Raw genomic sequence first — 20,286 nt, 5'->3', positions numbered from 1 at the left:
CGCGGTGACAAGGAGTTCAGTTTGCCCGACCGCTTCACCAGGGACCGTGCCGCGACCGAGGGCACCGCCGAGCGGAACCGCGAGATCGACGCCGAGCAGGACTACCTGACGGTGCTCTACGACCGCCTCGACGGGATGCGCAGCTACGCCGAGAACCGGCTGCGCACCGTGCTGCTGGAGAACGGTGGCACCCCGCAGGCCCGCAGCGAACGCGAATCGTTCACCCAGCTCTACACCGAGGACCTGGCCAAATACGACGCCGCCGAACACGGCCTGTGTTTCGGCCGCATCGACCTCGACGGCGACGACGAACCCCGCTACATCGGCAGGCTCGGCATTCTCGACGAGCAGGACGACTACGCCACCCTGCTGCTGGACTGGCGCGCGCCGCTGGCCCGCCCGTTCTACCTGGCCACCACCGCCGCGCCCGACGGCGTCACCCGGCGCCGTCACCTGCGCACCCGCAACCGCAAGGTCACCGCCGTCAACGACGAGTACCTGGACCTGGACGCGGCGCGCCGGGCCGGGATCGCCGACGGCGCGGCCGGCGTCGGCAGCGAGAGCGCGCTGCTCACGGCGCTCAACGCGGCGCGCACCGGTCACATGAACGACATCGTGGAGACCATCCAGAGCGAGCAGGACGCCATCATCCGCTCCGAGCACAAGAGCGTGCTCGTCGTGCAGGGCGGGCCAGGCACCGGCAAGACCGCCGTCGCGCTGCACCGCGCCGCCTACCTGCTCTACACGTTCCGCCAGCAGCTGGCCAAGAGCGGCGTGCTGATCATCGGCCCCAACGCCACCTTCCTCGACTACATCGGCCAGGTGCTGCCCTCGCTCGGCGAGACCGGTGTACTGCTGTCCACCATCGGTGATCTGTATCCGGGGGTGAAGGCGACCCGCGAGGATTCGCTGCGGGCCGGCGAGATCAAGGGCTCACTGGCCATCGTGGACGTGCTCAAACAGGCGGTGCGCGACCGTCAGGAAGTGCCCGCCCAGCCGATCCGGCTCAGTTTCGACGGCTACCCGGTGACGCTGGACAAGAAGATCGCCACCAAGGCGCGCGGCCGGGCCCGCTCCTCGCGCCGCCCGCACAACCTGGCCCGCCCGATCTTCGCGAGTTCGGTGATCGACGCGCTCACCGACCAGCTCGCCCAGACCATGGGCGCCGACCTCTCCGGCGGCCCGAGTTTGCTCAGCCGCACCGATCTGGCCGAGATCCGCGACGAGATGAAGTCCGATCCCGAGGTGCAGGCCGCGATCGGGCGGCTCTGGCCGATCCTGTCGCCCCAGCAGGTGCTCAGCGACCTGTTCGCCGATCCCGAGCGCCTGACCCGGGTCGCCGGGTCGATGCCGGAGCAGGACCGCGCGGAACTCGTGCGCCCCGCCAGCGGCGAGTTCAGCGCCGCCGACGCGCCGCTGCTGGACGAACTGGCCGAACTGCTCGGCGTGGACGACACCGAGGAGCGCGAGCGCGCCCGCCGCCGCTGGCGCGCGCAGCTGGCCGAGGCGCAGGACGCCCTGGACATCCTCACCGGTTCCGCACCGCAGGATCTCGAGGACGAACTCGACCCCGAGATCCTGATGGCCTACGACCTCATCGACGCGAGCCAGCTCGCCGAGCGCCAGGACGTGCGCGCCCGCCAGACCACCGCCGAACGCGCCGCGGGCGACCGCACCTGGACCTACGGGCACGTCATCGTGGACGAGGCGCAGGAGCTGTCGGAGATGGCGTGGCGCATGGTGATGCGCCGCATCCCGAACCGGTGGATCACCGTGGTGGGCGATGTCGCGCAGACGGGCGATCCGGCGGGCGCGTCGTCGTGGCAGCGGATGCTGGAACCCTATGTGGCGCAACGCTGGAAGCTCACCGAACTCACGGTGAACTACCGCACGCCCGCCGAGATCATGGCGGTCGCGGCCGACGTGCTCGCCGCGATCGACCCCGGCGCGTCGGCACCGCGGTCGGTGCGCGAGACCGGCAATCCGCCGCGCGCGCACCGGGTCCCGGCCGAGCGGGTGCGCGAGACGGTCACGCGCCTGGTCGCGCAGGAGCGCGGGCCGGGCACCACGGCGGTCATCGCGCCGCACCCGCTGGTGGCCGAACTGGGCGACGTGGCGGGCGAATCGGTGCGCGTGCTCACCGTGCACGACGTCAAGGGCCTGGAGTTCGACGCGGTGTACCTGGTGGAGCCGGGGCAGATCCTGGCGGAGTCGCCGCGCGGGCTCAACGACCTGTACGTCGCGCTGACCCGCGCCACCCAGCGGCTCGCGGTGGTGCACTCCGAGGAGTTGCCGGAGGTGCTGGCCGCGCTGCGGTGAGAACGCACGAAGGCCCCGCGTCGCACTCGGCGTGCGGCGCGGGGCCTTCGGCGGTGACGGTTAGCGGACCGTGTGAACGATCAGCACGTCCGAGCGCGACTTGCGCGCCACGTCGGACGGGACCGAGCCGAGCAGGCGGCCGGCCAGGGTGTTCAGGCCGCGGTTACCGACGACCAGGAGGTCGGCCTCGGTTTCCTTGACCAGGTTCAGCAGCGATTCGACCGGCTCGCCGACGATGGAGCGCTCCACGATGTTCTTCGCGCCCACGGCGGTGGCCTTGTCGCGCGCGGTGCGCAGGATCTCGTTGGTGGGCGCGGAGCCGCGCACCTGGTACGCCTCGTCCTTGAGCACGTCGGCCGCGGCGGCGACGTCACGGTCGTCGGTCGGGTAGTAGGCGCAGGCCACGATCAGGGTGGCGTCCGCGTCGGCTGCCAGCGCCCCGGCCTTCTCGACGGCTACGTACGACGAATCCGAGCCATCGGTGCCGACGACAATCGTCCGGTAGGCGGTCATCTCTCCTCCAACTGTGCGGGTCGGGTGCCTGCGTCCGGCGTCGAGCGAAGTCGGGCACCGGCGCGGCGACTGGTCCGACCATAGCGGCAAACGGACCGGAAACAGCAGAAATCGCAACACATCACACTCCGCGATGTCGGGCATTCGCCGCGCCCGGGGTGGGCCGCATTGGCGCGTGGCCACGACTACCTGCGCCGATTCCAATTCCGGCGCCGATTCCTGTGATATTTCACAAGCGAGGCGAACGTTCTTGCGCCCCTGGGATATTCATCACACGAAGGGTCGCAGGGCCTTGACGAACGGGGCTCCTGGGCCCTTGACCAGTCGCGTTGCCGCGGGCTTTACCGAGTCGGCGCGGGGAACGGAATTCGCCCGGCCCCTTTATCGCGGGATTCAGGACACCGCCTCGGCGCGCACCGGCAAATCCCGCGCGGCCGCCAGGGAATGCCGCGCGTACTCCAGCGGCGGCATTCCGATCTCCGCGGTGAACTCGCGCGAGAAATGGGCCTGATCGAAATAGCCGAGCTCCACGGCGAGCGCGGCGAGATCGGCGACCCGGCCGCGCGCGAGCAGCTGCGCCCCGTCCTGCAATCGGTAGCGGCGCAGCACCCACTTGGGCCCCGCGCCCACGTAGCGGCGGAACATGCGCTGCACCGTGCGCACCGGGACGCCGAACCGCTCGGTGACCTGGTCGACGCGGGTGAGGGCGCGATCGTGCTCCATCGCGTACACGATGCGCCGCACCAGGCGATAGGTGTCGTCCTCGGCGCGCCCGATGCGCCCGCCCAGGTACGCCTCCACCAGCGCGCGTTTACGCTCGTCGGACTCCGCGCACAGCACCTCTCCGACCAGGTCACCCGCGTCGGGGAACACCTCGCCCAGCGGCACCGCCCGGTCGCGCAGCGACCCCACGTCCACGCCGGTGAACGCCCCGAACCCGCCCGCGCGGAACCGCACGCCGAACGTGGTGCCCAGTCCGGTCAGCTCCCGCGTGAACTTGGTGGTGTAGACGCCGTTCACGAAGCCGCCGGTGCGCTGCTCGGAACTCTCGAAACTCACGTTGACGCACGGGAACGGCAGTACCTCGGCCCTATAGAGCGGTTGCCCGCGCAGATCCCAGCGCACCACCCAGTACCACTCGACGAACTCGCCCACGACCGGGCCGGGCGCCAGCCGGTGCAGGCTGCGGTGCCGGGCCTGCTCGCCCGGATGCAGGATGCCCTTGTCGCTCTCGCGCGCGGTGCGGTCGTCGGCCGTCACGGGCGCCGCCCCGGTTGTCGCGTTCTTACAAGATCGGCGGCGGGCATCCTGCGAGAGTCGATCCCATGACAGCAAGTGTGAATCCGATCCCCGAGGGCTACCACTCGATCACGTGTTTCCTGGCGGTCGCCGAGGCCGCGAAGGCGATCGAGTTCTACGCCGAGGTGTTCGGCGCGGAGGTGATCAGCCGCTTCGACCTGCCCGACGGCCAGCCCGCCCACGCCGAGCTGAAGCTCGGCGACTCGACGCTCCAGCTCGGAGTGCCGATGCCCGACAACGGTGTTCGCGCGCCGCAGGACGGCTGGGTGCACACCTCGATCGTGCACTACTGCCCCGACGTGGACGCCGCGGTGCAGCGCGCCGTGGAACGCGGGGCGCGACTGGCCGAAGAGGTGCAGACCTTCGTGACCGGTGACCGCTACGGCGTGATCATCGACCCGTTCGGCCACCGCTGGGCCGTGATGACCCGCGTCGAGGACGTCTCCCGCGAGGAGGCCGACCGGCGGGTCACCGAGTGGATGGCCGGCCAGGGCTGAGCACCCGGCCGGTCCCCCGGCGCTCATTTCAGTCCGGCGGCGTCCATGCCGCGCAGTTCCTTCTTCAGGTCGGCGATCTCGTCGCGCAGGCGCCCCGCGAGCTCGAACTGGAGTTCGCGGGCCGCGTTCATCATCTGCGCGGTGAGTTCGGTGACCAGGTCGGCGAGTTCGGCGCGCGGCATCGACTTGATGTCGCGGCCCTCGTACACGCCCGCGCTCACCGCGCGGCCCGGCTCGCCCTGGGCGCGCCTGCCGCGGCTGGCGTTGCGGCCCGAGCCGCCGACCTCCACCTCGGTCTCCTCGGCCTCCCGGTACACCTGGTCGAGGATGTCTGCGATCTTCTTGCGCAACGGCTTCGGGTCGATGCCGCGCTCCTCGTTGTAGGCGATCTGCTTGGCGCGGCGGCGCTCGGTCTCCTCGATGGCGTGACGCATGGAGTCGGTGACGGTGTCGGCGTACATGTGCACCTCACCCGACACGTTGCGCGCCGCGCGGCCGATCGTCTGGATGAGGCTGGTGCTGCTGCGCAGGAAGCCCTCCTTGTCGGCGTCCAGGATCGCGACCAGCGAGACCTCCGGCAGGTCGAGACCCTCACGCAGCAGGTTGATGCCGACCAGCACGTCGTACTCGCCCAGCCGCAGTTGGCGCAGCAGTTCGACGCGGCGCAGCGTGTCGATCTCGGAGTGCAGGTACCGCACCCGCACGCCCAGGCCGAGCAGGTAGTCGGTGAGGTCCTCGGCCATCTTCTTGGTGAGCGTGGTGACGAGTACGCGTTCGTCGCGCTCGGTGCGCTGCCGGATCTCGTGCAGCAGATCGTCGATCTGCCCCTTGGTCGGCTTGACCACCACCTGCGGGTCGACCAGGCCGGTCGGGCGGATGACCTGCTCGACCACCTCGCCGCCGGTCTGCCCCAGCTCGTACGGGCCGGGCGTGGCCGACAGGTACACCGTTTGCCCGATGCGGTCGGCGAACTCCTCCCAGGTGAGCGGGCGGTTGTCCACCGCCGAGGGCAGCCGGAACCCGTATTCGACCAGGTTGCGCTTGCGCGACATATCGCCCTCGTACATGCCGCCGATCTGCGGCACCGTGACGTGCGACTCGTCGATGACGAGCAGGAAGTCCTCGGGGAAATAGTCCAGCAGCGTCGCGGGCGCCGAGCCCGCCGGGCGGCCGTCGATGTGGCGCGAGTAGTTCTCGATGCCGGAGCAGAAGCCGACCTGGCGGATCATCTCCAGGTCGTACTGGGTGCGCATGCGCAACCGCTGCGCCTCGAGCAGTTTGCCCTGGCGCTCCAGTTCGGCCAGCCGCTCCTCGAGTTCGGCCTCGATATCGCCCACCGCGCGCGCCATGCGCTCCGGGCCCGCCACGTAGTGGGTGGCCGGGAAGATGCGCACCATGTCGACCTTGCGCACCACGTCGCCGGTCAGCGGGTGCAGGTAGTACAGCGCCTCGATCTCGTCGCCGAAGAACTCGATGCGGACCGCGAGCTCCTCGTAGGACGGGATGATCTCCACCGTGTCGCCGCGCACCCGGAACGAGCCGCGGGTGAACGCCATGTCGTTGCGGGTGTACTGCACGTCGACCAGCAGGCGCAGCAGGGCGTCGCGATCCACCTCGGTGCCGACCTCGAGCTGCACCGACCGGTCCAGGTAGGACTGCGGCGTGCCGAGGCCGTAGATGCACGACACCGACGCGACCACCACCACGTCGCGCCGCGACAGCAGGCTCGAGGTGGCCGAGTGGCGCAGGCGCTCGACGTCGTCGTTGATCGAGCTGTCCTTCTCGATGTAGGTGTCGGTCTGGGCGATGTAGGCCTCGGGCTGGTAGTAGTCGTAGTACGAGACGAAGTACTCGACGGCGTTGTGCGGCAACATCTCCCGCAGTTCGTTGGCCAGCTGCGCGGCCAGCGTCTTGTTCGGCGCCATCACCAGCGTGGGGCGCTGCAACCGTTCGATGAGCCAGGCGGTGGTGGCGGATTTGCCGGTGCCGGTGGCGCCGAGCAGCACCACGTCGCGCTCGCCCGCGGTGATCCGGCGCTCGAGTTCGGCAATGGCGGCGGGCTGGTCGCCGGCGGGCTCGTGTTCGCTGACCACGCGGAACTGCCCGTCGGCGCGCTCCACGTCGCCGACGGGGCGGAACTCGGAGTGCGCGAGCGGTGTCTGCCCACCAGCGGGCATCTCGGTAGCGAAAGCCATGTCGTCCAGGGTAGGCGCGGGCACCGACAGATTCCTCGTGACCACGGGACACACCCGGCGAGTGGGGCCGAACTCCCCTCCCGCCCGGCCCCACTCGCGGCGGAGCGGATACCGATGAGGAACACGCGTGCCTGGGCCGCGCACAGACTATCGACATCAGCTATCAATTGGCAAATCAAGAAATTGCAATTTTCAATTACCGGGCGCACGCGGCGGGGATCCGATCCGCGCACCGCTCGACGCGGCGGGCGCGACGGTAGATTCTGATGACATGACACAGGCACCCGCACCGGACGTCCACCGGCCCAAAGTCGAATACTTCGATGTCGCAAGCCTGACCAACACCGACCCCAAGGGCTTCGTGCGGGAGGTCGAGCGCTATCACGTCGAGCCGTGGGGCCTGTACATGGCACGGACCGCCGATCATCCGCAGTTCCACTACATGGAGTCCTGGTTGCTGCCCGAACTCTCGCTGCGCGCCACGGTCTTCCACTACAACCCGATCCACCACCGTGATCAGGATTACTACCTCGACATCGGCGAGTTCACCGAGATCGAGCCGAAACGCTGGCGCTCGATCGACCATTACCTCGACATCGTGGTGCGCTCCGAACGCGAGACCGAACTGCTCGACGTGGACGAGTTGCTGGCCGCGCACGCCCAGGGCCTGCTCGGCGCTGCCGAGGCGCAGGCGGCGATCGAGCACGCCACCGCGGCCATCGACGGGATCGCCGCCCACGGCCACTCCTTCGACCGCTGGACCGAATCGCTGGGCCTGACGCTGACCTGGCGCTGACCTGGCGCTGACACGCCGATCGCCCGGCGGCAAGGGGTTCCGCCGGGCGATCGCCCTCGACTGCGCGCGGTGCCGCTACGACGACCCGGGGATCAGCCCGCCGAGCAGGCCACCGCAGCCGCCCGCGCTGCCGGAACTGGCGCCCTCGGCCACCTGGACGGTGATCGAGTCGCTGATCAGGATCTGCCTGGCCTCGAGCTTGTGGGCGCCCGGGGTCGACGGGGTCCACTTGATGCTCACCTTGTTGCTGAGCAGCGACGGGGCGACGGGGCTGCCGGGGATCTCCTTGCCGTTGTCGGTGAACTTCACCGTGGAGACCCGGTCCACCTCGACCGACGCGGTCAGCGTGTAGGTGCAACCCACGGTGTGATCCTTGCCGGACACCTCGAGGTTGCCGACCCACGCCGAGGCGTGCGGTGCGGTGAGGACCGCGACGGCGGTCATCGCGCCGAAGGCGGTGAGGCCGAAACCGGCGCGGCGCAACGGGCGGTGTGGTGCTGTCATGCTCATCGAACTTCCTGTGCTCCCTACCCACTTTCACCGTGGGTGGGCGCAACGGTACACAGTCGAACGCAACCGCACGGCAATTTCTGAAATATCCGCGTTTCACGGCGCTGATCAGGGGGTATGGGGAGCGCGGTGCGGCCGAGATCGCAGACCACGCGGTCTGGCGACACGGAGACGGGCGAGCGCGGCGCAACCCCCGGGCGGGCAGGCCACGACGCCGGCAGGGCTCCCGGGGCCGAGATGGCGACGAGCGCGCGGCCGTCCGCGGTGTCGCGCTCGCCTTCGGCCCGCTGTCCCCGGGCGGGATCACTCTGCAACCTCGGCAGCGGCGCGCGCGAGTGGCGGCCACAGCACGCAGGAGCCGAGACCCGGGCCGACGCACCGGCCGCGCCACTCCCCGTCCGCGCCGACGAATTCCACCCGCCGACAGATTCCGCGCCACTCACCGGACACCCGCGGAATTGATCATGCGTCCACGACCGCGATCGTGATCGGGACCACCCGCGCGCACCGAATCCATTCCACTGAAACAACTGTCGCCGGTGCGCATCCGGGAGCGGGCCGCCGCCAAGGAATTACGCGCAAGCCGCGCGCAATTCCCCGGCGCGCCACCGGATTCTCAGCCGAGCAAACGCCGGTATACCTCGTCGAACCACGGCTCCTTCACGGCGTAATACGCGTCGCCCGCGGCCTCGCCCGTGAGTCCGCTCGCCTTCGCCTCGGCGTCCCGCTTCACCGCCAGGTACTCCTCGCGCAGGTCGGCGTCGGCGCGCAAGCGGTCGCGGAAGGCCAGGGCGAAGCGCTGCCCCGGCGTGCCGTCGACGCGAATGTGCACGTTGGCGGGACGGCCCGGGTCGGCGTTGCCGTGCAGGCGCTTGGCCCACAGCGCGCGGTCGGTGCCGTCGGGGTCGTCCGCGGTCGGCTTCGGGTTGTCGTGGGTGACATCCGGTTTCAGCGGGAAGCCAGCGGCCCCGAGCGCGTCGCGCACCCCGTCGGCGGCGTCGAGATCGGCCACGGTGATCTGGATGTCGAGCATGTCCTTGGCGGGCAACCCGGGCACCGCGGTGGAACCGATGTGCTCGATGCCGCGCGCGGCGGGCCCGCACGCCACCCACAGCCGCGCGATCAGCCGGCGCGCCTGCGCCTCCCACTCCGGGTCGTGCGGCACCAGCCGGTACCCGCCGCTCGCCGCGACCGTCCCGGAGCGCAGGTTGCGTTCGAACGGCACCAGGCGCCGCTCCCACAGCTCCCGCACCGCCGCGTCCACCGCGCCGGGCTCGCCGCTGTTGTCGAGCAATACGTCGGCCACCTCGCGCCGCTGTTCGTCGGTGGCCTGCGCGGCAATTCGCGCGCGCGCATCGGCTTCGGCGACTCCGCGGAATTCCACGAGCCGCCGAATTCGCGTTTCCGCGGGCACGTCGACGATCACGGTGAGATTCATCAACGGCGCCAACCCGTTTTCCACCAGCAGCGGAATATCCTGCACCACCACGGCATCCGCGGGCGCCGCCGAAATCAATTCCGCCGTGCGTTTTCCGACGCGCGGATGGGTGATGGAATTCAGTGTGGCGCGGGCCTCGTCGTCGGCGAACGCCACGGCGGCCAGCGCGGGCCGGTCCAGGCTGCCGTCGGCGGCCAGGATGCCCCGGCCGAACGCCTCCACGAGCGCGGCGAGGCCGTCGGTGCCCGGCGCGACGACCTCCCTGGCGATCACATCCGAGTCGATGAGCACCGCACCGCATTCGGCGAGAACACGTGCCACCGTCGACTTGCCCGCTCCCATGCCTCCCGTGAGGCCGATCCGCAACATCGGCCCAGTCTCGCATCCATCGCCGCGCCCCCGCCGCGCACCCGTCGGCCGACGCTCGCCGGGCGGCCGGGCGCGCCCCCGACCGGGGCCACCGCGCCCGGCCGCCCGGCGCGAATTGCACCGCGACGGCTACAACCGGGCGGATTACCCAGTCGCACCGGCAAATTCACCTCCGCTGCCCCTGTTTGCCCGATCCGTGACGCGGCCGAGACCGATTCGCAACATTTCCGGCGCGGCACCCCTCGCGCACGGTAACTTTCCGACACGCCGAGGCAATTACTTCCGCAAAATACACGGCACAGCACTTTCGTTCGGCTAATCTTCGCCGTGGCGAGGCCAGAACCAGCAAGCAAAGGAACACCATTGGGCACCAGAATCAACCAGACGGGTCGCCACCGCCTGGGTATGGCGGGCGGTGTGCACTGCATCGAGATCCCCGCCGTCGCGGCCGCGCTCGCCGAGCACCGCCGCTCGTGGTTCACCGCGCTGATCAGTCCGGCCCGGCACAGCTTCGCGGCCATGCGCAAACGGTCCGCCGTGGCCGCGACCTCGTGGGTACCGGCAGCCGCCAACTGAGCTGTCCGCACGCAGTGGCCCAGCCGCCCCGGCTGGGCCATTCTCGTGCGTCCCGGCTCAGTGGCGGGCGCCGCCGACCGTGTCGGCCAGTCCGCGCAACCGCGCCCGCAGATCGGCCAGCTCGTCCCGCTCGAGGCCGGTGGCCTCGGCCAGCCGCCTCGGCACGTGCTGGGCCCGGTCGCGCAACGCCACACCGTCCTCGGTGAGCTGCACGATGACCGACCTCTCGTCCTCCGAGGACCGCACGCGGGTGATCAATCCGGTCGATTCGAGGCGCTTCAATAACGGGGAGAGCGTGCCGGAGTCGAGGTCCAGCGCCTCCCCCAGCCCCTTCACCGTCACCGTGTCCCGCTCCCAGAGCACGAGCATCACCAAGTACTGCGGATAGGTGAGGCCCAAGTCGTCCAGCAACGGACGATAGAGCCGCGTGAGGGCGCGCGAGGCGGCGTACAGCGCGAAGCACACCTGGTTGTCGAGCTGCAGTTCCTCGAGCCCCGACACGACACCACCTCCTACTCGACGGTAACCACCCATTCCATTGTGCGCAATCAACCTGGTGGCCGTCACCCCCGCCCCGCTCAGCCGGCGCGTTCTTCGCCCTTCCCGGGCTCCGACCACGATTCCAGCAGCGCCGTGAACTGCGCCAGCAGCGCGCCGAGGCCGGACAGGTCACCACCCAGCTGGTAGGTCTTCAGTTCCGCGGGCGCGGGCAGCTTGGACACGATCTCCGGCAGATTCGCCACCAGCGCCGCCCGCACATTGGCCTCGTTCTGCGCGTTGTCGTTGTCGACGCGGCGCCGGGCGCGGTCCAGCGCCAGCATCTTGCCCTCGTGCTCGGAACGCTGCCGCGCCTCGTCGAGCGCCAGTTCGGCGTCGAGTTCGAGCCTGCGCAGTTCCTCGCGCAACCGCAGGTTCTCGACCTGCTCGGCGTGCTTCTCGCGTTCCAGGCGCAGGGCGTGCAGCGCGGTCTGGTTGGCGAGTTCGGCGACGGCGCGTTCGTCGTCGTGTTCGCGGGTGGTGCGTCGCATCCGTTCGGCGGTCTCGCGGTCGAAGCGCGCGGACTCGTGCCGGGCACGCAGCTCGGCCAGTTCCCGTTCGTTCTCGATGCGGCGTTCCTCGGCGGCCCGGTGCGCCTGCGTCTCGCGCGCCGAAATGACTTCCTGCGCTTGCAGTTCCGCGAGCCGGGCGAGCTGGTTCTGTTCGGTGCGGTAGGGCTTCTGGAGGTTCTCCCACAGTGTGCCGGAGCTGACCACGGCCTCCTTGATCTGCACGGTGACGATGCGCAGCCCGAGCCCGCGGTCGCCCTCCGCGCTGCCCTCGGCGACCTCGCGCAGCCGCGCCGTGAGCTCCTCGATGATGGGCTGTTTGTCGCTGAGCACATCGCGCACGCCCATCGTGGACACCTTGTCCTTGATGGCGGCCTCGGCCTGTTCGCGCAGCTGGATATTGACCAGCCGCATGGGCTCCTCGGCGTCGGAGAAGTCGAGTTTGCGGTAGGCGGTGGCGAAATCCTCGATGATCCACTGCACGTAGCCCTGGACCAGCACGCCTTGCAGTTCGCGGCAGATGCAGTAGGCGTTGATCAGGATGGTCTGCATCGCACCCGGCACCACCAGGTACGCGTCGGTGGACGGGTTGTAGCGGAACGAGACGCCGAGCCCGATGTGCAGCGGCTCCTTGCGGCCGCGCCGGGTGTGCACCACGAAAGCGTTGGGCGGCACCAGGACCGTGCGCCGGCGCCAGTATCCCGTCACCCGTACCTCGACGGGCCCCGCCCCGATCCGCTCGGCGCGCTTGCCCAGCGCGCCCCGCGGTCGCGGCGGCGGCGCACCGGCGGGCGTGGGAGCCGCCGCCGGCGCCGCGACCGCCACCGACGTGCCGCTCGGCGACCGACGCGCCCGCAAGTCGTCCTCCAACGCCGACTGCTGCGCGACGACCTGGTCGAGATAGGTGTTCTTACCCGGATTCCCCATGAGCGCACACTACCGGCAAACCTACGCGCTCCCAACAGATTTCACGGCCGGGCAACCCGTGGTCCATACGGTTTCGCTACCACGCTCCACCCGCGCGCGGACCGTGCCCGACCCCCGGTCGCGATCCCGACCGTCACCCCACGCTCCCTCCGCGCGCGGACCGTGCGCGAGCCGACAGGCCGCGATCCCGACGACCGGTTCGGCTCTGCGCACCCGAGCGCCCTCCGGCACTGACCATGCATGCCCGGCGAACATCCGGCGCTCGCCGACTCCGAACCCACCCGATCCGATGGACCGGCAGGCGGTCATCTCGACTTCCTCACCACCGAGGACCCCCGCCCGCCTCGCGCCACGGACCCCACGTGCGGTGATGCCCCACCTGGCATCAAGTGCTGCCCGTCACAACGCCCACGCTCTTGCCTGTTGTTACTCGACACACATACTCTGACCAATGACCTGATAGTCACTATCAGAAATGCCTTACCGGAGGGGAATCATGTCGCAGCCGACCTTGATCGAAGAACCGACGCGGTCGGAGCCGCACCCTCTCGGCGCCCTCGGTCGGTGGGGCCAGATGATGGCGCGGCACCGGCGGATCGTCGTCGCGGTGTGGTTGCTGCTGGTGGTGCTCGGCGGCGCGGCCTATCCCCTGCTGCACGACCGGCTCGGCGCACCCGATTACGCGGTGCCCGGATCGGTCTCCGACCAAGCCGATCAGCTTGTGGCGCAACACTTCTCGCAGTACGGCGTCGAGCAGGACGTGATCGTGGTCCACTCCCCGACCCACACCGCCGACGCGCCGGAGTTCCGCGCGGCGGTGGACCGCGCCCTCGACGCCGCCCGCGCGACCCCGGGCGTGGTCGCCACCCTCGGCCCGTTCCAGGGCGACGCCGCCCGCCAGATCTCCGAGGACCGGCACACCGCGCTCGCCCTGCTCGGCCTCGAGGGCGATATCGCCGCGCGGGTCGCGACCGCGACCGAACTACAGTCCGCCGTCACCGCGCTCTCCGGCGGCGATATCACCCTGGCCGTCACCGGTTACGGCCCCATCCAGGCCGATCTGATGGCCACCGAGACCGCCGATATGAGCCGCGCCGAAGCCATCGGCCTGCCCGTCGCGGCCGTCGTGCTGGTGCTCGCGCTCGGCGCGGTCGCCGCGGCCACCCTGCCCATCACGGTCACCGCCGCCGGTATCGCGGCAGCGATCGGCGCGCTGTTCGGACTGTCGACGTTCCTGGCGTTCGACACGCTGACGCTCTCGGTCGCGGTCATGATCGCGACCGGCACGGCCATCGACTACGCCATGTTCATCGTCAGCCGGTTCGCCGAGGAGATGGCCGCGCTCGGCGTGCGGAACCGCGCCGACCGCGCGCAGATCGACCGCGCCGTGGGCCTGGCCCTCGACACCACCGGCCGCACCGTGCTCGCGTCGGGCCTGATCATCATGATCTCGCTGAGTTCACTGGCGGTGGTGGGCCTGACGATGCTCAACGGCATCGCGATCGGCGTGATCACCGCCGTCAGCGGGACGCTCGCCGCCGCCGTCACGCTGCTGCCCGCGCTGCTCGCGATGTTCGGCCCCGCCGTGCACAAGGGCGCGCTGCCCGCCCGCCTGCGCCCGGCCCTCACCCAGTCGGCGGCGGCCGCCAGTTCCTGGGCCCGCTGGACGCGCACCGTGATGGGCAAGCCGGTCCTGTTCGGCACGCTCGGCGTCGCGCTGCTCGCCGCGGCCGCGCTGCCGCTCACGGGGATCAAGTACGGCATCGATATGGGCATCGGGGCGCTGGCGGAGCGCCCCAGCGGCCAGGCGACCGAACTCGTACGCGAGGAATTCGGGCCCGGGTTGCTCGCCCCGATCACCGTCGTCGCGACGGGTCCCGGCGACACGGCCCTCACCGCCGAAGCCCAGCCGCACGTCCAGGCGTTCACCCGGGAACTGTCCGACCACCCGCGCGTCGAGACCGTCATCTCGCTGCCGTCGGCGGGCCGCTGGATGCTCACGGTCGTGCCCACCGAATCGTTCGACTCGCCGTCGGTCTCGCAGCTGGTCGACGACATCCGTTCGCGCGCCACCGAAGTCGAGGGCGCCGAGATCCTCCTGGGCGGCACGCCCGCGGTGTTCGCCGACGTGTCCGACCGCATCACCGAACGGTTCCCGCTGCTCATCGCGCTGGTGCTCGCGGTGTCGCTGGCCTTCCTGATCGTCGCGTTCCGCAGTATCGTGCTCGCGGTCAAGGCGATCGCGCTGAACCTGCTGGCCACCGGCGCGGCCCTGGGCATCACGGTCGCGGTGTTCCAGAACGGCATCGGCGAATCCGTCCTCGGGTTCCAGAGCACGGGTTTCGTGCAGGTATTCCTCCCGATGCTGGTGTTCGCGGTGCTGTTCGGGCTGTCGATGGACTACGAGGTGTTCCTCATCCGCCGCATGAAGGAGGCGTGGGACCGCGAGCCCGACAACACCGCCGCCGTCGCCGAGGGCATGCAGCGCACCGCCCGCCCCATCACCGCGGCGGCCGCGATCATGGTGGCGGTGTTCGCCAGCTTCGTCACCGCGGATGTGCTGGAGCTCAAGCAGATCGGGTTCGCGCTGGCGGTGGCCATCACCATCGACGCGGTGGTGGTGCGCATGGTGCTGGTACCCGCGTTCATGCGACTGTTCGGCCGCTGGAACTGGTGGCTGCCCACCCTGCGCACACCCGCCGTCAGCCGATGACGGCTTCGATCGCCCGGATGATCGAAGCCACCGCCTCGGCGTAGACATCGCTGAGCCGGCCGTCGAAATCCTTTGCGGCCCAATGCTCCAGCGCCGAGACGCCGCCCCACACGACGATCGAGGCGATCATCCGGACCTGGAGATCGTTGGCCTCGCGCCCGCTGCGTTCGGCGAACAGCGCGCGGAACTGCTCTTCGAGTTCGCGCATCTGCTTGGCCTGCCCGTCCTTCACCTCCGGGAAGGCGCGCATCAGCCGCAGGCGGCGCGCGATGCGACGCTCGGCGTCGGGGGTGAGCAGCGCGGCCAGCATCGGGGCCACGAGAGGCTTGGCGAGCGCGATCATCTCGTCGACGGGAAGGACTTCGCCGTCACCGGTGGTGCGCAGCACCTCGAGCACCCGAGGATCGGATTCGTCGTAGAGGACGAGCATTTCCTTGGTGCCGAAGTAGCGGTAGATCGAGCTGGGCGACACCTCCGCGGCGGCGGCCACCCGCTCCACCGTGACCTCGCGATAGCCGTGCTCCTCGAACAAGTCCAGCGCCACCCGCTGGATGCGGCTCATCGCCTCGATCTTGCGGCGCTCCCACAGCGTCGCCGGCATCTGACGGTGCACGGTCGTCACAGTCCCATCCCCCGGACCAGGTCGAGCATCTCCGCGCGGAAAAGCTTCGCCGGATCCTGCGATTGCGGCGTCAAGTGTCCGTACACCTCCAGTGCGACCAGTCCGTGCATCCGTCCCCACATGCGCAACGCCAGCGCCAGCCCGGCCGGGGGCAGGCCGGGAAAGGCCTCGCGCACGTGCTCGGCCAAGCTCTCGTCGAAATCGGTCCACCGCGGGTCGCCGAGGGTCTGCGTGGCGGCGGCCGTGGGCCACGCGGCGGCCGCGAGTCCCACCAGACCTTCGCACGCGCGCAGTTCGGCCTCGCGCGCGGGCCCGCCCGGCGGCGGATGGTAGCCCGGCACCGGATCGCCATAGATCAACCGGAACTCGGCCGGGTGCGCGACCGCCCACACCCGCACCTGTTCACCCCACGCCACGATGCGCCCGGCGGGATCTGCTTCGGGCACCGCGTCGCGTGCGGCCTCCAGCCGGTCCACCAGGCCGGCGTAGACGTCGGCGATGAGGGTGGTGATCAGGTCGTCGCGGGTGGCGAAGTAGCCGTAGAGCGCCCCGGCCGTCATGCCCATCTCGCGGGCGATGGCGCGCAGTGTGATGGCGTCCGGCCCGCCCTCGGCCAGCAGGCGCAGGCCGATGTCCTTGATCTCGCGCGTCGCCTCGGCGCGCAACCGCTCCCTGCGGTTCTTCACTTCGACCACCCTTGACACTCTACAGTGTGCGACTACTACCACCGGTGCAGTTACTGAACGGCGTGTAGTTTATGCACTGGGTTCAGAGATGAACTCGGAGTGGTCGGCGTCGTCGGCAGGCTCATCGCTGCGGACCGAGCTTCACGGGCCGGGCGCGCGGATCGTGACGGATCAGCCGCGTCCGAATGGCGCGGCCAGCACCGCGGCGACCACGCCCACCCCGGCGAGCAGCACCAACACCAGCGGAATCACGATGAGCGCCAATGTCTTTCCCGTCGACCCCCGCCGCGGCGGATACGGTGCACCGCCCGGCATCCGTGGCGCGCCCGGATAACCCGGCTGCTGTGGATACGCCCCCGGCGGGTATCCCGGTTGCGCTCCCCACTGCGGACCCGCGTAGTTCACGACGACCCTCCCCTTCACTCGATCCCCGGAGCACCCTACCCGAGAAAGCCCGAAGGCCCCGGTCCGCGTGGGACCGGGGCCTTCGGTGATGCTTTGCCCGAATCAGGCGTTGCCGGAGAGCTTCTCCCGCAGGGCGGCCAGCTGGGCGTCGCTCGCGAGCGACCCGCCGGCGGGCTCGGCCTGGGAGGAGGAGCTGGTCTGCGCGCCGCTCTCGGAGGAGTAGTTCGACGCGCCGCCGCCGTTCGCGGCCTCGGCCGCGGCGTCGGCCGCCATCTTCTCCATCTGCGCGGTGTGCATCTTGTGGCGACGCTCCGCCTCGGCGTAGCGGTTCTCCCACTCCTCGCGCTGCTTGTCGTAGCCCTCGAGCCATTCGTTGGTCTCGGGGTCGAAGCCCTCGGGGAAGATGTAGTTGCCCTGCTCGTCGTAGCTGTCGGCCATGCCGTACTTCGACGGGTCGAACTCGGCGTGGTAGTCCTCGTTGGCCTGCTTCAGCGACAGCGAGATCCGGCGACGCTCCAGGTCGATGTCGATGACCTTGACCATCGCGTCGTCGCCGACGGCCACGACCTGGTCCGGCACCTCGACGTGGCGCTCGGCCAGCTCGGAGATGTGCACCAGGCCCTCGATGCCCTCCTCGACGCGGACGAACGCGCCGAACGGAACGAGCTTGGTGACCTTGCCCGGCACGATCTGGCCGATCGCGTGGGTGCGGGCGAACTGGCGCCACGGGTCTTCCTGGGTGGCCTTGAGCGACAGCGACACGCGCTCGCGGTCCAGGTCGACGTCGAGGACCTCGACGGTGACCTCGTTGCCCACCTCGACGACCTCGGACGGGTGGTCGATGTGCTTCCAGGACAGCTCGGAGACGTGCACCAGGCCGTCGACACCGCCGAGATCGACGAATGCGCCGAAGTTGACGATGGAGGAGACCACACCCTTGCGGACCTGGCCCTTCTGCAGCTGGTGCAGGAACTCGCTGCGGACCTCGGACTGGGTCTGCTCGAGCCAGGCGCGGCGGGACAGGACCACGTTATTGCGGTTCTTGTCCAGCTCGATGATCTTGGCCTCGATCTCCTTGCCCACGTAGGGCTGGAGATCGCGGACGCGGCGCATCTCGACGAGCGAGGCGGGCAGGAAGCCGCGCAGGCCGATGTCGAGGATCAGGCCGCCCTTGACGACCTCGATGACGGTGCCCTTGACGGCCTCGTCCTTCTCCTTGAGCTCCTCGATGGTGCCCCACGCACGCTCGTACTGCGCCCGCTTCTTCGACAGGATCAGGCGGCCTTCCTTGTCCTCCTTGGTGAGAACGAGGGCCTCGACCTCATCACCCACGGAAACGACCTCGTTCGGGTCGACATCGTGTTTGATGGAGAGTTCGCGAGAGGGGATGACGCCTTCGGTCTTGTAACCGATGTCGAGCAGGACCTCGTCGCGGTCGACCTTGACGATGGTTCCTTCGACGATGTCGCCGTCGTTGAAGTACTTGATCGTGGCGTCGATGGCGGCGAGGAAGTCCTCGGCGGAGCCGATGTCGTTGACGGCTACCTGCGGCGAGGTGACGGTGGTGGGCATGTGTCGGTTTGCTCCGGACGGATTGTGGTCGGTTGCGGACATTGGAACTTTCGGTACGCTGCGAGATCACCGCGACGATGCGACGACGGACACATAGGAACGTACCGCACTCGCCTGCCGGTGAAACCCAGCACGGGCGCCTTGTTGTTTCAGTACGCTGAACGTCGGTAGATCGATACTTCGGCACGGCGTGACGTGGCACAGCAGACACTCGCGCGTTCAGCGTACGCGACCTTGGTCCGCGCGGGCAAACCGGTCCGCACGCCACGCCGGGGGATTCGCGCGCCACGCCGGAGGACCCGCGCACCCGCGCCGCCGATAAGCTCTCGGCCGTGTCCGAAGATCGTCACGCGCAGGCATATGAAGTGCTGGGCGCCTCCCGTCCGGCCCGCGTACGGGTGGATTCGGCGGCCAGCGAGTCGGCCAGCCGTCGCTGGTGGGACGCCGACGCGGACCAGTACCACCAGACCCACGCCGACTTCCTCGGCGTCGACTCCCCCGAGGGCGAGTTCATCTGGTGCCCGGAGGGACTGCACGAGGGCGATATGCGTCTGCTCGGCGAGGACCTGGCGGGCAAGCGGATTCTCGAGGTGGGTTGCGGATCGGCGCCGTGCGCGCGCTGGCTCGCCGGGCAGGGCGCGCACCCGGTCGGGCTGGATCTGTCGCGGGCCATGCTCGAGCGCGGTCGCGCCGCGATGGCGGCGGGCGGGCCGCGGGTGCCGCTGGTGCAGGCGGGCGCGGAGTCGCTGCCCTTCGCCGACGCCTCGTTCGACCTGGCCTGCTCGGCGTTCGGCGGGGTGCCGTTCGTCGCGGATTCGGCGCTGGTCATGCGGGAGGTGGCGCGCGTGCTGCGGCCGGGCGGGCGCTGGGTCTTCTCGGTCAATCACCCGATGCGCTGGATCTTCCTCGACGACCCGGGCCCCGAAGGGTTGGTCGCGACCAACTCCTACTTCGACCGTTCCCCTTATGTAGAGGTGGACGCCGACGGCGTGCCGACCTACGTCGAGCACCATCGCACGATCGGCGACCGGGTCCGCGAGATCGTCGCGGCCGGCCTCACGCTGCTCGACATCGTCGAACCCGACTGGCCGGAATGGCTCGACCGCGAGTGGGGCCAGTGGAGCCCGCTGCGCGGCGAGATCTTCCCCGGCACCGCCATCTTCGTCACGGAGAAGCCGGCCGGTTAACCCGCCGCCAACCCGTCCAGCAACGCCGTGCGGGCCTCGAGCACCCGCGCGGCGAGGTCCCCGCCTCGCTCCAGCCAGGTCTCATAGCCCGCGAAGAACACGGCCAGGCCGACCTTCGCCCACAGCCGCGCGCCCACATCGCGCCGGTCCCCGCCGGTCCGGCTCGCGAGGTGCGCGGCCAGCAGTTCCTCGATCGCGGCGCGCTTGGCCAGGTCGCGGGCCCGCAGCGCGGGATGGGCGGCGATGATCGCGTCGCGCACGCGCAGGGCGTCGAGGTGGTCGGCGAACCGGGCGGTCAGCGGGCCGACGACCGCGCCGAGCGTGGCCTCCACGGTCTCGTCGCGCGGGCGCGCGGCCAGCAACTCGGCGAGTTCGGCGCGCAGCTCGTCGTCCTCGGCGAAGAGCAGTTCCTCTTTGGCGCTGTAGTACCGGTGCAGCGTGCGGGTGCCGACCTCGGCCGCGGCGGCGACGTCGGCGACGGTCACCGCGTCGTAGCCGCGCTCGGCGAACAACCGCAGCGCCGCGTCCGCGATCGCCCGGCGCGTGCGCTGCTTCTTGCGGTCCCGCAGGGACAGGGGTGCCGTCGACATGCCAGCATTGTCACGCATGGCATAAA

Annotated in this window: 18 protein-coding genes; 6 read left to right on the top strand and 12 right to left on the bottom strand. The window is 70.0% G+C overall.

From position 1 onward, the window contains the following. Positions 1-21: 21 nt before the first annotated feature. A complete protein-coding gene (locus tag OHB21_RS25420) occupies positions 22-2,319 on the top strand; it encodes a HelD family protein (RefSeq protein WP_067506756.1) in 2,298 nt (765 codons plus the stop codon). Between the two features lie 60 nt (positions 2,320-2,379). On the opposite strand, the gene OHB21_RS25415 is transcribed toward OHB21_RS25420, so the two are convergent. Together OHB21_RS25415 and OHB21_RS25410 are read right to left on the bottom strand one after the other, a co-directional pair. Continuing rightward, positions 2,380-2,832 (bottom strand): universal stress protein, encoded by a 453-nt coding sequence (locus tag OHB21_RS25415; RefSeq protein WP_067506759.1) that lies wholly within the window; start codon positions 2,830-2,832, stop codon positions 2,380-2,382. Between the two features lie 393 nt (positions 2,833-3,225). After that, a complete protein-coding gene (locus OHB21_RS25410) occupies positions 3,226-4,092 on the bottom strand; it encodes an AraC family transcriptional regulator (protein ID WP_067506761.1) in 867 nt (288 codons plus the stop codon). Positions 4,093-4,157: 65 nt separating this feature from the next. Between OHB21_RS25410 and OHB21_RS25405 the strand changes: the two genes are divergently transcribed. Further along, positions 4,158-4,628: a VOC family protein gene (locus OHB21_RS25405; protein WP_067506763.1), complete on the top strand. Its 471-nt coding sequence runs from the start codon at positions 4,158-4,160 to the stop codon at positions 4,626-4,628. Positions 4,629-4,651: 23 nt separating this feature from the next. Here the strand turns inward: OHB21_RS25405 and uvrB are convergent, their stop codons facing one another. Beyond that, positions 4,652-6,823: an excinuclease ABC subunit UvrB gene (gene uvrB / locus OHB21_RS25400; RefSeq protein WP_067506837.1), complete on the bottom strand. Its 2,172-nt coding sequence runs from the start codon at positions 6,821-6,823 to the stop codon at positions 4,652-4,654. A gap of 271 nt (positions 6,824-7,094) precedes the next feature. Between uvrB and OHB21_RS25395 the strand changes: the two genes are divergently transcribed. Then, entirely contained in the window at positions 7,095-7,619 is a 525-nt protein-coding gene (locus OHB21_RS25395) for a DUF402 domain-containing protein (RefSeq protein WP_067506765.1), read from the top strand. A gap of 75 nt (positions 7,620-7,694) precedes the next feature. Here the strand turns inward: OHB21_RS25395 and OHB21_RS25390 are convergent, their stop codons facing one another. Together OHB21_RS25390 and coaE are read right to left on the bottom strand one after the other, a co-directional pair. After that, on the bottom strand, positions 7,695-8,129 hold the full coding sequence (locus tag OHB21_RS25390; protein WP_228791446.1) for a hypothetical protein: 435 nt from the start codon (positions 8,127-8,129) through the stop codon (positions 7,695-7,697). A gap of 616 nt (positions 8,130-8,745) precedes the next feature. Continuing rightward, positions 8,746-9,936, bottom strand: a complete 1,191-nt coding sequence (gene coaE / locus OHB21_RS25385; RefSeq protein WP_067506769.1) for a dephospho-CoA kinase — start codon at positions 9,934-9,936, stop codon at positions 8,746-8,748. Positions 9,937-10,299: 363 nt separating this feature from the next. Here coaE and OHB21_RS25380 point away from each other — a divergent pair, with 363 nt between their 5' ends. Further along, positions 10,300-10,512, top strand: a complete 213-nt coding sequence (locus OHB21_RS25380; RefSeq protein ID WP_147265856.1) for a hypothetical protein — start codon at positions 10,300-10,302, stop codon at positions 10,510-10,512. Between the two features lie 57 nt (positions 10,513-10,569). On the opposite strand, the gene OHB21_RS25375 is transcribed toward OHB21_RS25380, so the two are convergent. Together OHB21_RS25375 and OHB21_RS25370 are read right to left on the bottom strand one after the other, a co-directional pair. Then, positions 10,570-11,013: a MarR family winged helix-turn-helix transcriptional regulator gene (locus OHB21_RS25375; protein WP_067506772.1), complete on the bottom strand. Its 444-nt coding sequence runs from the start codon at positions 11,011-11,013 to the stop codon at positions 10,570-10,572. Positions 11,014-11,090: 77 nt separating this feature from the next. Further along, positions 11,091-12,485, bottom strand: coding sequence for an SPFH domain-containing protein (locus OHB21_RS25370; RefSeq protein ID WP_195125856.1), 1,395 nt, complete (start codon positions 12,483-12,485; stop codon positions 11,091-11,093). Positions 12,486-12,981: 496 nt separating this feature from the next. On the opposite strand from OHB21_RS25370, the gene OHB21_RS25365 reads away from it, so the two are divergent. Next, entirely contained in the window at positions 12,982-15,198 is a 2,217-nt protein-coding gene (locus OHB21_RS25365; protein ID WP_195125855.1) for an MMPL family transporter, read from the top strand. Here the strand turns inward: OHB21_RS25365 and OHB21_RS25360 are convergent. The 4 genes from OHB21_RS25360 to rpsA all read right to left on the bottom strand — a co-directional run bounded on the left by OHB21_RS25360 (position 15,188) and on the right by rpsA (position 18,483). Continuing rightward, complete coding sequence (locus OHB21_RS25360; protein WP_195125854.1) at positions 15,188-15,820, bottom strand: TetR/AcrR family transcriptional regulator; 633 nt, start codon at positions 15,818-15,820, stop codon at positions 15,188-15,190. The two genes, OHB21_RS25365 and OHB21_RS25360, sit on opposite strands and share 11 nt — an antisense overlap. Continuing rightward, positions 15,817-16,515, bottom strand: coding sequence for a TetR/AcrR family transcriptional regulator (locus OHB21_RS25355; RefSeq protein ID WP_067506847.1), 699 nt, complete (start codon positions 16,513-16,515; stop codon positions 15,817-15,819). Before OHB21_RS25355 ends, OHB21_RS25360 begins: the two co-directional genes overlap by 4 nt. Positions 16,516-16,677: 162 nt before the next feature. Then, complete coding sequence (locus OHB21_RS25350; protein ID WP_147265855.1) at positions 16,678-16,911, bottom strand: hypothetical protein; 234 nt, start codon at positions 16,909-16,911, stop codon at positions 16,678-16,680. A 102-nt stretch (positions 16,912-17,013) separates the two neighbouring features. Further along, the gene (rpsA, locus tag OHB21_RS25345) at positions 17,014-18,483 is read right to left on the bottom strand and encodes a 30S ribosomal protein S1 (RefSeq protein ID WP_067506850.1); all 1,470 of its coding nucleotides are present in this window, start codon (positions 18,481-18,483) and stop codon (positions 17,014-17,016) included. A gap of 332 nt (positions 18,484-18,815) precedes the next feature. Here rpsA and OHB21_RS25340 point away from each other — a divergent pair, with 332 nt between their 5' ends. Continuing rightward, positions 18,816-19,670, top strand: coding sequence for a class I SAM-dependent methyltransferase (locus tag OHB21_RS25340; protein WP_067506852.1), 855 nt, complete (start codon positions 18,816-18,818; stop codon positions 19,668-19,670). Here the strand turns inward: OHB21_RS25340 and OHB21_RS25335 are convergent. Continuing rightward, on the bottom strand, positions 19,667-20,260 hold the full coding sequence (locus tag OHB21_RS25335) for a TetR/AcrR family transcriptional regulator (RefSeq protein ID WP_067506856.1): 594 nt from the start codon (positions 20,258-20,260) through the stop codon (positions 19,667-19,669). The genes OHB21_RS25340 and OHB21_RS25335 overlap by 4 nt on opposite strands. Positions 20,261-20,286 lie beyond the last annotated feature (26 nt).

This window comes from Nocardia puris, from assembly GCF_036051655.1.
In the GTDB taxonomy this organism is placed as follows: Bacteria; Actinomycetota; Actinomycetes; order Mycobacteriales; family Mycobacteriaceae; genus Nocardia; species Nocardia puris.
Note: the sequence above shows the minus strand (reverse complement) of the source record. Positions and strands in the feature narration are given on the sequence as shown.

Excerpts from the sequence above, each read along its gene's own strand:
- rpsA (WP_067506850.1), bottom strand. The coding sequence starts at position 18,483 with ATGCCCACCACCGTCACCTCGCCGCAGGTAGCCGTCAACGACATCGGC.
- OHB21_RS25405 (WP_067506763.1), top strand. The coding sequence starts at position 4,158 with ATGACAGCAAGTGTGAATCCGATCCCCGAGGGCTACCACTCGATCACG.
- coaE (WP_067506769.1), bottom strand. The coding sequence starts at position 9,936 with ATGTTGCGGATCGGCCTCACGGGAGGCATGGGAGCGGGCAAGTCGACG.
- OHB21_RS25390 (WP_228791446.1), bottom strand. The coding sequence starts at position 8,129 with ATGAGCATGACAGCACCACACCGCCCGTTGCGCCGCGCCGGTTTCGGC.
- OHB21_RS25335 (WP_067506856.1), bottom strand. The coding sequence starts at position 20,260 with ATGTCGACGGCACCCCTGTCCCTGCGGGACCGCAAGAAGCAGCGCACG.
- OHB21_RS25365 (WP_195125855.1), top strand. The coding sequence starts at position 12,982 with ATGTCGCAGCCGACCTTGATCGAAGAACCGACGCGGTCGGAGCCGCAC.
- OHB21_RS25395 (WP_067506765.1), top strand. The coding sequence starts at position 7,095 with ATGACACAGGCACCCGCACCGGACGTCCACCGGCCCAAAGTCGAATAC.
- OHB21_RS25370 (WP_195125856.1), bottom strand. The coding sequence starts at position 12,485 with ATGGGGAATCCGGGTAAGAACACCTATCTCGACCAGGTCGTCGCGCAG.
- OHB21_RS25415 (WP_067506759.1), bottom strand. The coding sequence starts at position 2,832 with ATGACCGCCTACCGGACGATTGTCGTCGGCACCGATGGCTCGGATTCG.
- uvrB (WP_067506837.1), bottom strand. The coding sequence starts at position 6,823 with ATGGCTTTCGCTACCGAGATGCCCGCTGGTGGGCAGACACCGCTCGCG.